Origin of the sequence: Aquiflexum lacus, assembly GCF_015476655.1 — a bacterium.
Lineage (GTDB): Bacteria > Bacteroidota > Bacteroidia > Cytophagales > Cyclobacteriaceae > Aquiflexum > Aquiflexum lacus.
This window is the reverse complement of sequence record NZ_JABFHF010000015.1, coordinates 104,963-117,619: the sequence shown is the minus strand read 5'-3', so window position 1 is coordinate 117,619 and position 12,657 is coordinate 104,963. Positions and strand designations below refer to the sequence as shown.

Below are 12,657 nucleotides of genomic sequence, written 5' to 3'. Positions count from 1 at the left end.
TGTAACATTTTGCTGTAATTCACCTGTGAAGTGAAAAAAACATCAGATTTTGGGGAAATGATTCTAATAAACGATTCGAATCAATTCACTCTCACCCATGTAAGATCATCAGGCAAATTTTCCAGCTTGGTGACTTTGATGACTTCCGGAAAAACGCCACCATTCCTTGATTCAAAAACCTCTTCGATCTCGTATTGGACAATGTTCCAACCATTGTCAAGTTCAAGTTCATAAAGCATGAACTTATCAAAATTCTCATCACCCAAACCAGTATAGTTCGAGTTCATGCATGTCCCTTTTGCAGAAGCTTTGTCCTCGGAAAAGTAAAACATTAAATAATATCCTAAGCCAACATCCCCTTTTTGATTGTTATGCAGCCAATTTGCAATGACAGGGTTGTTGACTGCGTAAATTCTTCCATTCTCCTCTTTTTTCTTATTGTCGGTAAGCATTAAGTCCGGTAAACCTGAAACCAAACAACCGGGATTTTCAAATTTTACATCAGGATACTTACAAGTAAAAGTATCTTCGATGGTGGGTAATTTTAAGGTAAATCCTCTAGGTGCTTTTTTTTGCGCTTTAGCAGCCATTTTCTTGATTTCGTCCAAAAAACTATCTGACAAGGGGACTGAAATCAATCCATCATCATCAATTGTGCCCCAAGTGTAATTATCCCCTCTTACAATATCGTGAGAAATGATCAGTCCTTTTCCATCGGAATAATCAGAGATGATTCCAGATAGAGTCTCTTGGGCAACAGCTACTAGGTGTAAGTTTAAAATCGATAGGGATAATAGCAAATATATAGTTTTCATAATTTAGTCCGTCAAATCATCATCTTCAGGTCTTAATTCGAAATCCAGTCTTTCGATGGTTACTATTCTTGACCCGTTAAAAATAGCCAACTTAAGTCCCCTAATTTCTCCTTTGAGCATTTTACCTTCCTTCCATATTTTAATCTTATGATTTTGGGATTCAAAGCGGTAAAAGGACACATAATCTCTTCTATCTTCATCATTCCAATAATTTACTATTGCGTATTCCTCTATATTCACCAATTGATTGATATATGGTGTGGTGTATTCCTTGTCTCTTGTCCATGGTTTAGGGGTATTCGATTTTATTTGAATCGAAATGACATCATTACTTCTAGGATGGTTAGGAGGAGGATACAAATTAATGACCATACTAGCATCCATATTTGTTGCAGTTATTGCCAGGTAGGTACTTGCTTCATCTTCGAAATCTTGCCCCCCGGCCACAGCTACTAATTTATCTTCATCGAAAGTGATTTCGGTACTGACATCTCCTACAACAATCGCTGTGAATTTTTCGGGGTTCAATATGCCTGTGGGCGAATTGCTGTCCTCACAAGAAATCAAAATTATAGCCATTAGGAAGGTAATCAGTGTGAGTTTTAAATTTTTCATGATACAGAATTTATAAGTTAAAATCAAAAAGGGGAAAAGTGTATTTCCCATATTTCAAAATAAGTTTGTTGGTTAATATTGAATCAAATATATCTTCATTGAACTTATTGAGATAAAAGAATTGTACCAAAAAATCCCACTGATGTAACATCATAAAAAAACCTGTCCAATTTTTTGGACAGGTTAGGGGAATCAGTGTTTAAGTTTCAATTAAATAGTTACCCTCAAAAATCAATTCCGTCTCGGCAAAAAAAACTCTCCCTCAGTAATGGTTTTGGTCTCACCGCTGAGAAATTCTTTGACCACTCCACTGAATTTTCCTTTGACAAAAGTTGGTTTGATCTCGGTAATTTGAAGATTTACATTAGGATCATTAACATCGGTGATATAAGCTTTTTCTTCAGCTTCCAAGGCGTATCCAAGAAGTACCCCTTTAAAACCAGTTTCAAATGGCACAAGTCCGGAATAACTTTTTTCGGTAATGGGGGTCGTTTCCGTCAATAAAATTGTGATAACTTCCTCTAAAGCAGATTGGTTGCTTACTTGTCTTCCACCTGACAAAGACAGATTATAGACATTTGGTATGGCAGATCCAATCTCAACACTCAATAGGGTTTCGGTTTTAAACTCTACGAGTTTACCATCTACTTTTGCGCTTAGAAAATACCCTGATTTATTAGTGTCAGCAGGATTCATATCATCGTCACCATCTTTGCTTCCGCAACCTGAAACTGTAAGGAATAGCATCACTGCAAGAAGCGACCAGTTAATCATTAATAATTTTTTCATCATGGTAAAATTTTAAAGAGTTAGTAATATGTGCCTACCCATAGCATTTTGGAGGGGTCTTTAACATTGCTAATGGTTACTTTGGAAGGAAAAGATGCCCTGATATTGGGATCTGTTTCATACACTTCATTTATGGTGTATTCGACCCAATTGAAGCCCTTTTTCAATTCGATATCAAATTTGTATTCAGTTTCTACCTCTTCATTATCGGCTGCATACACACTGCTGTTGCAGGTCATATTTAAATTGACATCATCAGCAACGTACATCACTTCATAAAATGATCCTTTTATGGCATTGTTATAGCCGGAGTCCTCTATCCATGGTCTTAGGCCTTCGTCAGAAACCAGGAATACTGTCCCAGCCCAGTCTCCGCCTTTAGTCAACCTTACAAAATCCTGCCTCGCAGCCGGTTTTTCTGCATTATCACCAAAAGCATCTGAACTATTACAACCGAAGAAAAAGTTAAAATATAGTGGACCTATAGACAACGACTTGTTATCTTCAGGTATATGGTCCATGGTCAGATTGGCCAGGTTAACAGTAAACTGACCCTTTTTATCAACCTTACCTATTGAGATCGGATAATCCATCCCAAATAGCATCAGAACCATATCCATATCAGATTTACCATGATTTTTGATCTTTCCTGTAATTTCCTGCGCATTTGCCCAGAAAAAACAACACATAAAACATAAGATTAGAATAGGCTTCATATTTATACTGTTTGTTATTGGTAAAACATTTAATAGTTTGAATAGTCAAATTTATTTCATTGCATACCCTTACAATATCAATTATGTATCAAAGAATATTACTGTTGTAACATCGTGGGGAATTCTGTAAATAATTGTGAAAAATGTTTGATGATAGATGACCGATGTTGGAGAGGGTACAGAAGACGGAAGACGGGAGACAGAAGAGAGAGGCGAGATGCTAAAGCCGAGATCCGAAATTTGAGAACCAAGAACCAACCAAAGCCTGTCTCGTACCGATAGCTATCGGCACGGGAAGTCAAAGAGCGAGAGATGATAATTGAGACCTAAGTAGCCGAAAGAATGGGACGAGATCTGTCAGTAGCGAGGAAAACGAGAGGGCAAAAGCCGCTTATTTGAGAGTTCTAAAATCCAGGTAGTCCGCAAAAGACCACAATTCCTCATTTCGAAGATGATGGCCCTTTAGGGAAACCAGAAATCTACTCTCATATATGAATTCAAGTTCTGAGATCTCTTCTTTGGTATTTTCTGATTCCCAGACTCTATGGCCTTTTCTTTTATATATTCTTGAATATGCACCCTCTTTCAATTCCTCAAAATCAAGATTCAATTTTTGAATACTGCCCGACAAAAGAACAGAAGCCACTGGACCTGCACCATCAAGGATTTCCATTACCACCTGTTTTGATGGATCAGATTGATTGCTATAAGTACCTTTGATGGCACTCATGTCCACCGATTCCTTATACCCAATGACGGTTTTAATTATTTTGTATTCGCCAATTTGATTCGGGATCCAATTTTTAAGTTGTTCTCTGGTAATGGGTATGATTGATGCCAAATCCTGCGTTGACAATTGGGTAGTTTTTCCTGATTTTTCAACAATCGCTTTTTGGGAGGATTCATTATTTTGACAGGAAATCCCTAAAATCAACAATAGAGCTATCAAAGCTTGAATTCTGAAAATTCTCCTTTTACATTTTGGTTTATCAATCATCATTATTGCCGAGTTTAATAAAAATGATGGCAAATATAGATTTGCAAAAATCAACAGGATATATCCATTGTACCACAGGATAAGAATATTGTAACATTACTAAAGGGATTAAAGAAATAAATTGAAAATAACTTACTTGATATTTTTCCCAAAATGCTTCCTTTGATAGACACATCGATGTTATAAAATTAAAAGGTGCTGATCATAAACGTTTTCGAACGCATGAACTTGAAATAAATATTTTTTTTGAAACTTAAATACCATATTTTTAAAAAAATGAAACACTTTTCCAAAATAAAAAAGGCCTCATATTTAATTGCCATTATACTTATTTTGGCAATTCCTGTTTTTGGCCAAACAGAACTTTCCTTCCGTCAGCTATCTGTCAATGATGGCCTTTCCCAAAATTCTGTGGTTTCAGTTACTCAAGATGTTGATGGTTTTTTGTGGATTGCAACACAAGAGGGGCTGAACAGGTTTGATGGCATTGAATTTAAGATTTACAACAAAAAATTTGCGGATATCACCCAGGAATCCCATTTGCAGTTGGGCAAGGTCATCGCCGATCGTAAAAATAGGATTTGGATCATTCCGGAATCATCAGTTCCAGAACTTTTGGATCCCCTAAAAAATGAATTTATCCCTATAAAAGGTATTAATGCAGCAAACAGCATACATGAAGACCTGAGCGGAAACATCTGGATCGGGACCTTTTCAGGACAGTTGTTTAAATGGAATGAAAATATCCAATCTCCGGAAATGATATGGACAGACCCATCCCGTCAGATATTGGATATCTCTGATTTTGATACCCAGCAACTCATCCTTACATTTAATGATGGCGTAGTATTGCTGAATAAACAAAATCAATCAGTCACTGATTTTCAATCGCCCGATAAAAACAATATCTATTCCTGTGCTATTACCGATTCTGATGGAAACATTTGGATTGGCACCTTGAATGCAGGAATCTGGCTGGTCCCAAAAGGCGAAAAATCCATCAAACCGATCAATACCCTTGTTGACAATCTTCCTGATGACATCAAAAGACAGATGATTTTGGATATCATGAAAGATTCCAAGGGCAGGATTTGGGTAGCTACTTATGGACAGGGTCTCATACAGCTGAATACAAAAGATGGTACTTCTCAAAATTATGTTTATCAAAAACAGAATCCGAGATCGGTGCATTACAATGATGTTTTATGTCTTTTTGAAGATTACACAGGCACTTTGTGGTTTGGAACTGATGGTGGAGGCTTGAGTTTTCATGATACTTATCTGGAGAAATTCAATTTTTTTCACAACCAACAGGTCCCAGAAAATATCAATATTGATGTGGTAAGGGCCTTGTATGTGGATGAAAAGGATAAAATTTGGGTAGGAACCTCGGGGAAGGGTCTCACCTCATTTGATCCAAAAACTAAAACTTGGGAAACCCTGTCAAGTACCGGAAAATCCCCTCTTAGCATTTCAAGTGATAGGGTCATGAGTTTGATGGGAGATGGTCAAGGCAAGCTTTGGATTGGCTATCAGGAACAAGGACTCAGTATCATGGACCTTGAAAAAGGTGTTTTCAAACACTTCAATACCGATAGCAAGGTTCCATTACCTAGTAATACGGTCTGGAAAATATTCAAAGACAGTGAAGGCAGGTTTTGGTTAGCCACTCGAAATGATGGGCTGATCCAGTTTGATCCACAAAAGGGTGTTGTCCAACAATTCAACCATGATCCAAATGATCCTAACAGTATCCCAAGCAATAATATCAGGGCCATTGAAGAAGGTCGAAAAGGTCAATTGTGGATTGGAACCGAAAATCAGGGAATAGCAAGCTTTGATATGGACTCGGGAAATTTTGAGCCCCTTTCCCACCAACAAGATGATCCCAACTCAATTTCTTCCAATAGCATTAAATCCCTTCATTTTGACGGAAAAAACACCTTGTGGATAGGAACAAATGGATCTGGAATCAATGCTTTAAATATTGACAGCAAGGAGTTTACGCGAATTTCTACCAAGGAGGGCTTGGCCAATGATGTGGTTTACGGTATTTTGCCTGATGCTGCAAACAACATCTGGCTGAGTTCCAACAAAGGAATTACAAAAATAACCATACTACCATCTCAACCGCTTGAATATTCCATCACCAACTATACCAACTATGATGGACTGGCAACGGAATTCAATACAGGGGCATATTTCAAAAATAAAGATGGTTTGCTTTATTTTGGAAGTTTGGAAGGCTTCTATTGGTTCAATTCTGAGGATATATCCCTGAATGAAATCCAACCAAAAACAGCTATTACTGGTTTATATGCTTTTGATCAACCCATCCCTACTACTGACAAAATCAAGCTGAAGCACAATGAAAATACACTTACCATCAACATGGCAAGTTTGGTATTTTCTTCTCCTGACAAAAACGAATTCCAGTACAAACTTGAAAGCCATGATGAGAATTGGATTCAGGCCGGAAACAACCATCAGGCGAGGTATACAAACCTTGCACCAGGTTCCTATAATTTTTTGTCCAAATCCAGCAATTATGACGGAATTTGGTCCGCTGAACCCGTATCGCTTCAATTCACGATCCTTCCGCCCTGGTACCTGAGCATTTGGGCTAAGTTGGTATATTTGGTATTTTTCATTTTAGCAATAGTGTGGATTTACCAATACCTCAAATGGCGCTGGGAAATAAAGTTTCTGATCAAGATGAAAGAAGACGAAGCAGAAAGACTCATGGAAATAGATAGGTTTAAAACAAATTTCTTTACCAATATATCCCATGAATTCAGAACGCCCCTGACCCTGATAGCTGGACCTGTTGAAAGGCTGATGAGTCAGTCAGAAAATCCTGTATTCAAATCTCAGCTTAACCTGATAAAACAAAATTCTCAACGTTTGCTCAACTTGGTAGATCAGCTGCTGGAAGTTTCAAAAATCAAATCCGGCAAACTACAACTGGGCATCCGAAAAGGAAATATGGGGCTGCTATTACAGTCTATTGTATCCAACTTTTTCTATTTTGCTGCAGAGAAGGACATTAGAATCAGAACCGAAATCCCATTGATGACAGAGGTATGGTTTGATCCTGATAAAATTGAAAAAATAGTGGGTAACCTTTTACAGAATGCTATCAAATATGGCAAATCAGGAACAGAGGTCTTGGTCAGATCAAAAATTCAGGAGAACCAACTGCATCTCACAATTTCTAACCACAGTATGGTCAAATATTCCAAAGAAGAAATTTCTCATCTATTTGATAAATTCTATAAGCCGGATACCAAAATAGAAGGTTTTGGTATTGGACTTCCTTTGGTCAAAGACCTGGTTGAGCTCCATAAAGGTAAGATTAACCTATGTTTAGAGGATAAAGATTATTTTGAAGTGAACATCATTATCCCTGTTGAAAAGTATTCATTCAGACCCGAGCAAGTAATAGAGGAAGAGGAATACCCTGAAGACCAAAAAATGAAAGGACATCAAATCACTGCAAGCGAAGATGCTCCGCTTGTTTTGCTTGTTGAAGATAATTACAAGGTCAGATCTTTTATTATCGAAGAACTCAAACCGTATTATAAAATCATTGAAGCTGAAAATGGACGTGAAGGTCTTTTCCTGGCTCTAAAAAAAATCCCTGATTTGATCATTTCGGATGTGATGATGCCTGAGATGGACGGGATTGAACTCTGTCAAAAGCTCAAATCTGATGAAAAAACTTCCCATATCCCGATCATCCTTCTTACAGCAAAATCCGAAGAAGACACCATCCTTAAAGGACTTCAAGTAGGTGCAGATGATTACATGCTCAAACCCTTTGGCATCAAACAGCTTTTGGTGAGAATCCAAAAGCTGATCGAATTGAGAAGGAATTTAAGAATAAGGTATTCTGGCAAAACAAGTATTGCACCCAATGAAATCGCGATCACTTCCACAGACGAGAAATTCCTTGAAAAAATCCAATATATAATAGACGAAGATCTTGGAGACGCTAACTTCACCGTAGATGAATTTTGCAAAAAGCTTGGCATGAGCAGAATGCAGCTTCATAGAAAACTTACCGCCCTCACGGGTCTTTCGACTTCAGCTTTTATCCGCGACCAAAGGCTACGACTTGCCCTCCAAAGACTTGAAAAATCCGGCGAGTCCATTTCAGAGATTGCTTATGCCGTTGGCTTCAGTTCGCCCTCCTACTTTATCAAATGCTTCAAAGAAACCTATCAGATGACACCAAATGAGTATCTGGCCAAGGAAAAATAAGACAGGAGACAGGAGACAGAAGAAGATTACTTTGTTAACCGATGACGGATGTTGGGCAAGAAGGCAGAAGGAACCTAGGAATTAAAATTTATAGGATATCCTGAAGTCAATATTCTCGGCCACATGGCCATGAACTTTAAGTGAAAAACCCATTGAAAAACCCTGAAGAACCTGATACATCAGGCTATATCTTTGGTAAAAAATAAAATCGTGGTAGCCGGCAGGTTTTTGTAGATAAACGGCCATCCTTTGGTTAAAATCAAACCTTCCGAACAAAAAATGATGGGCGATAAATGGTGCCGGCATCAATGCCTCTATCCTGCTATTGTCGACTTTCAAAGCGTAATCTTTAGTAAATTCTATACCTGCTCCTAATGCATTAATGGCGGAAATATTTTTATAAAAGCCCCCCAATACTGAAAAAACCGGTTTTCTCCCCTCAGACCAATTTGACTCTCTGTTGGTGTAGGCTGTTTCCAAATACCATTGGAGTTTATTGGCTAAGATGGACTTTTCATAGATTGGGAAAGGCCCTGACTCAAAATACCGGTTGATCCCGATCCCAACCATAGGGTAATTGATTCCTTTATTGGGTTGACTTTGGCCACCATTGGAGATATGGTTATAGGCCAAGGAAAAATTTATGCCCCAATCTTCCCCAATCCTATATTCGAATTTTGGACTAACAAAGAGCAGGAAACTTAATGGAGCGGAAAAGAAGAGATTATTCGGATTCTGCACGGGATCATATACCTGATCCATGTAGCTGAATCCCATACCCGTAGACAAACTAAGAAACAATGGGCCTTTTTTCCATAATATAGGCTCAAAAGTTCCTGAAAGATGGTAAGCCGAACCTAATACATCCGGATTTTCAAAGTTGTGATAGGAAGCCTGAATGCCTAGAAAATGAAAACAATTGCAGGCATTCCAATTTTTTTTATCCTGTTTCAATAGCTGATAATGTACCGATAGACCAAAGGGATTACTTTCCGAAATGGGGCGGAGTTCTGAGGAATGAGGTATGATGAAACCATAACTCCCTTCCAACCCCAACCGTCTGACCTGCTGCCCCGTCGCGGCAAAGACTGTCGACAAAAAGAAAATGTAGAAAAGGTGCTTTTTCATATCTGAGTTCCCAAATTGGGGAATAAAAAGTTTTCCCACAACATGATGTGCAAATCAGCAACTGCAACAAATCCTCCCGAATACGAAGGGATTTTTGCAATTATTCGGACAGAGACGGATGAAGGTTACGCTTTGATAACAGAAATAAGGTTCAACTAGGAGGAAAAACATCTCTACAACCAATCCCTTAGAAATTTTAATATATCCGCCCGCATCTCAGCTGTTTCCTCATGGGCCACATCATAAATTTTTAATTTCCATGCCTCAGGTGCTCCGTCTTTAGTATAAATTTTCTTCAGGTTTTCATCGATGATTGACAAACCTTCCAACGGGGTAAGCGGATCAAATTTTCCCGCTAGACCAAAATGCGGGCGGGGTGAAATCAATCCATTGATTTTTGAAGTAGAAAAGTGGTTCAATAAATCAGGAACGTAATAATAAATACCATGAAGACTAAGGTCATTTTTTTCCAAAAGGGTATGGAAGTCCGTTAAACAATTCAGATCCACCACCACTTGAATACGCTCATCCAATGCAGCAAGCCACCAAGCCATGGTACTTCCCATTGACATGCCCATAGTGGCTATCCGTTCCGTATCAATATCTTCTCTGGAATCCAAATAATCCAATGCCCGCAAATTGTCATATACCATCATCCCAAAAAGAACCTGTCCCTTCCACAACATTTCTTTGAACAAATCCAATTCGGACTTTCCCGATCTCTCGCCAAATCCCCAGGAATCCAAACAAAAACCTGCATACCCTTCCCGGGCCAAAGCAAAAGCATACGGTGGCGCCTGCATTTCTTTTCTGCCATTTACAAATTCATTCTTTCCCACCTCATATTGACCGAAATGAGAGTGGTTAAAAAGGACCACCGGCAACTTCCCTTTGTCATCCTTTGGTTTGGTAAAGAAGGCAGGCACCTTCTCCAATCCATTGATGTCCAGCAATAATTTTTCAATGACGACCCCATCCTTTTCTTCAGTGGATACCAATTCTACGGAAATATGCCTTTCCCGATCCGGAAGCTTCCCCAGGAGCTCATACAGTTCTTTTCTTAAGCGCTTTTTATCTTTGATTTCATACATATCTTCAGTCATAGGTAATGGTTTGTTCTGGGAACTGGCTTCAGGTATGCCAATGAAACTAAGGAATTGCAACAGGAATAAAGCGAAGAAATAATACTTAAAACGTCTCATTTAAAATTGCTTTTAGTTTATAATCTCTAATCCCCCATTCCAAACCATTTCACTGCATTTTGATAATATACCTTATCCACCACTTCTTTGGGCAATTGTAAACCCATAAATGGTTGTGTGATCAGATTGCTTTGCATAGCATGATCCGTCACGAAAAACTCCCAATCCCGTCTCCAATTTTCATCTATGTTCCTGTACAGATTTTCCTGAGAACCCGCCCCATTATCGCCCAAGTCAGTACCATACAAAATCCTGTCCTGGTATTGAATGAAAAAATTCCGGACTTTTTCCCGATCATTGGCCGTTTGATAAAACAATTGCCCCATTCGTGCGGCCAAATCAACGGCCATGTTTGGGAAACGATCAAGGCGTTCTGCCAACACGTCAACGCTATATTCCAGACTTCCCAAATGAGCCCCTACAAACCTTAACTCAGGATGCTTTCCCAACATTCGATCCCGGGCGTCCATCAAATCCTCATGAGAAGGCATCTCCGGTTGAAGGTACATGTGGTATTGGGGATGGTTATTGAAATAGTTGCGGTCATTTTCCGTTGTCATGGAATCCAATGGCAACCAGCAGTTTTTGGGTTCACCAAGATGACCCATCAAGGTTTTTCCACGCTCCTTAATGAACCGGAAAACAGGATCAAACCTATCATCATCAATCGAGATTAAATTGCCTGAAGTGTCTCTGGAAACCATTCCTATATTTTTCCAAACCTTTACTCCCAAAGCCCCCTGATTAAAGCAACTGTCCAACCAGGAAATCACCTTTTCTTCCCAATTTTCATCATCCCAGTCAGAAACTGCAAAAGAAGTGATCATATCCACCGTTTTGGGAAAAGACTGATACTGATGTAACCCATCCCCATATTTCCTATGAACATCATTCCAACCGTCATCAACCTCCAGACTCACATTGATAAGACGAAAATTATCTGCCGTTGCCTTTTCAACAAAGGCTGACCTGTCTGTATCAAGATGTACATGTGCATCGATTTTGTTGACCTTCGAAAAGTCTTCAAGCGAATACCATTGTTCATTTTGGCTGCAGGCACTTAGCATCAAAAGTAGCATACAAAACAAGACATATATTTTCATGATTTTTTTCTGGATAATGGATTACCTGTAATTCGGTGGTTACAAATAGCCATTGTGAATTAATAGTAAAAGGGATCAAATAAGACAGGATGCCAATTTACATCAAGTCTAGCATGTATGAATATATAAAAGAAATAATCAATAATGTATCTGTCAGATTAAAAAAATCCTTTTTCAAAGGTTGTTGGAAAGGTCATTTCACTGTCATCCGATTTTTACAGAGGTCATGGTCAGTGAACCCGCCAATGCTTTGTCGTTGAACAAACACACCTGGTCATTTTCATCTTTCAATGCCAGTGAATAAAGTAAAGGCAAATAATGTTCCGGTGTCGGGATGGCTAAATCAAATACCTTTCCGTGCGACCGATAGTTGATAAGTTCTTGGTGGTCTCCACTAAGAATATATTTTTTCATTTTTTCACTGGCTTCAATTGCCCAGTCAAAGCCAAAGTTTTCATTGAGCTTTTGCCATGCCACCATGCGGAGGTTGTGCACCATATTGCCGCTTCCGATTATCAATACTCCTTTTTCCCGTAAGGATTTGATTTGTTGCGCCAATTCATAATGATATCGCGGTGTTTGGCTGTAATCCAAGCTCATTTGAATAACCGGAATATCTGCATTTGGATATAAATGCTTGATGACACTCCAAGCACCGTGGTCAAGCCCCCATTTATCATCCAAACCTACTTCTGTTTTTGTGATCAGAGATTTTGTTTCTTCGGCTAAGCCAGGGCTTCCCGGTGCAGGATATTGCACTGCAAACAACTCCTGTGGAAATCCCCCAAAGTCGTGAATGGTTTTAGGATTTTCCATGGCCGTCACAAAAGTACCCTTTGTTTCCCAATGGGCGGAAACACACAATATCGCATTTGGCTTTGGGATTTCTTTGGCTATATTACTAAAGCCGGTGACAAATTCGTTTTCCTCAATGGCATTCATTGGACTGCCATGGCCCAAAAACAAGACAGGCATTTTTGCTGTGTAGCTCATTGGGGCTGTCAGTTTGTTTAAATCTTTCAGTTTCAT

The 12,657-nt window shown here is 38.9% G+C and carries 10 protein-coding genes; 1 reads left to right on the top strand and 9 read right to left on the bottom strand.

Translation table 11 applies throughout. From position 1 onward, the window contains the following. Positions 1–80 precede the first annotated feature (80 nt). From HMJ38_RS14615 to HMJ38_RS14595, 5 genes are all read right to left on the bottom strand, one after another. A complete protein-coding gene (locus tag HMJ38_RS14615) occupies positions 81–815 on the bottom strand; it encodes a hypothetical protein (protein ID WP_194975150.1) in 735 nt (244 codons plus the stop codon). 3 nt (positions 816–818) lie between these two features. Further along, positions 819–1,430, bottom strand: a complete 612-nt coding sequence (locus tag HMJ38_RS14610; protein WP_194975149.1) for a hypothetical protein — start codon at positions 1,428–1,430, stop codon at positions 819–821. Between the two features lie 231 nt (positions 1,431–1,661). Then, positions 1,662–2,222 carry a hypothetical protein gene (locus tag HMJ38_RS14605; protein ID WP_194975148.1) on the bottom strand — a complete coding sequence of 187 codons (561 nt, stop codon included), beginning with the start codon at positions 2,220–2,222 and terminating at the stop codon, positions 1,662–1,664. A 17-nt stretch (positions 2,223–2,239) separates the two neighbouring features. Next, positions 2,240–2,908, bottom strand: coding sequence for a hypothetical protein (locus HMJ38_RS14600; RefSeq protein ID WP_194975147.1), 669 nt, complete (start codon positions 2,906–2,908; stop codon positions 2,240–2,242). A gap of 418 nt (positions 2,909–3,326) precedes the next feature. Beyond that, a complete protein-coding gene (locus HMJ38_RS14595) occupies positions 3,327–3,935 on the bottom strand; it encodes a hypothetical protein (protein WP_194975146.1) in 609 nt (202 codons plus the stop codon). 273 nt (positions 3,936–4,208) lie between these two features. Here HMJ38_RS14595 and HMJ38_RS14590 point away from each other — a divergent pair, with 273 nt between their 5' ends. Beyond that, complete coding sequence (locus HMJ38_RS14590; protein WP_194975145.1) at positions 4,209–8,195, top strand: hybrid sensor histidine kinase/response regulator transcription factor; 3,987 nt, start codon at positions 4,209–4,211, stop codon at positions 8,193–8,195. Between the two features lie 81 nt (positions 8,196–8,276). Here HMJ38_RS14590 and HMJ38_RS14585 read toward each other — a convergent pair whose 3' ends face one another. The 4 genes from HMJ38_RS14585 to ygiD all read right to left on the bottom strand — a co-directional run bounded on the left by HMJ38_RS14585 (position 8,277) and on the right by ygiD (position 12,657). Then, complete coding sequence (locus HMJ38_RS14585; RefSeq protein ID WP_194975144.1) at positions 8,277–9,323, bottom strand: acyloxyacyl hydrolase; 1,047 nt, start codon at positions 9,321–9,323, stop codon at positions 8,277–8,279. A 173-nt stretch (positions 9,324–9,496) separates the two neighbouring features. Further along, the gene (locus HMJ38_RS14580; protein WP_194975143.1) at positions 9,497–10,525 is read right to left on the bottom strand and encodes a dienelactone hydrolase family protein; all 1,029 of its coding nucleotides are present in this window, start codon (positions 10,523–10,525) and stop codon (positions 9,497–9,499) included. A gap of 26 nt (positions 10,526–10,551) precedes the next feature. After that, positions 10,552–11,628: an amidohydrolase family protein gene (locus HMJ38_RS14575; protein WP_228780068.1), complete on the bottom strand. Its 1,077-nt coding sequence runs from the start codon at positions 11,626–11,628 to the stop codon at positions 10,552–10,554. Positions 11,629–11,832: 204 nt separating this feature from the next. Further along, entirely contained in the window at positions 11,833–12,657 is an 825-nt protein-coding gene (gene ygiD, locus HMJ38_RS14570) for a 4,5-DOPA-extradiol-dioxygenase (protein WP_194975142.1), read from the bottom strand.

Excerpts from the sequence above, each read along its gene's own strand:
- HMJ38_RS14615 (WP_194975150.1), bottom strand. The coding sequence starts at position 815 with ATGAAAACTATATATTTGCTATTATCCCTATCGATTTTAAACTTACAC.
- HMJ38_RS14610 (WP_194975149.1), bottom strand. The coding sequence starts at position 1,430 with ATGAAAAATTTAAAACTCACACTGATTACCTTCCTAATGGCTATAATT.
- HMJ38_RS14605 (WP_194975148.1), bottom strand. The coding sequence starts at position 2,222 with ATGATGAAAAAATTATTAATGATTAACTGGTCGCTTCTTGCAGTGATG.
- HMJ38_RS14600 (WP_194975147.1), bottom strand. The coding sequence starts at position 2,908 with ATGTGTTGTTTTTTCTGGGCAAATGCGCAGGAAATTACAGGAAAGATC.
- HMJ38_RS14595 (WP_194975146.1), bottom strand. The coding sequence starts at position 3,935 with ATGATGATTGATAAACCAAAATGTAAAAGGAGAATTTTCAGAATTCAA.
- HMJ38_RS14590 (WP_194975145.1), top strand. The coding sequence starts at position 4,209 with ATGAAACACTTTTCCAAAATAAAAAAGGCCTCATATTTAATTGCCATT.
- HMJ38_RS14585 (WP_194975144.1), bottom strand. The coding sequence starts at position 9,323 with ATGAAAAAGCACCTTTTCTACATTTTCTTTTTGTCGACAGTCTTTGCC.
- HMJ38_RS14580 (WP_194975143.1), bottom strand. The coding sequence starts at position 10,525 with ATGAGACGTTTTAAGTATTATTTCTTCGCTTTATTCCTGTTGCAATTC.
- HMJ38_RS14575 (WP_228780068.1), bottom strand. The coding sequence starts at position 11,628 with ATGAAAATATATGTCTTGTTTTGTATGCTACTTTTGATGCTAAGTGCC.
- ygiD (WP_194975142.1), bottom strand. The coding sequence starts at position 12,657 with ATGAAACTGAAAGATTTAAACAAACTGACAGCCCCAATGAGCTACACA.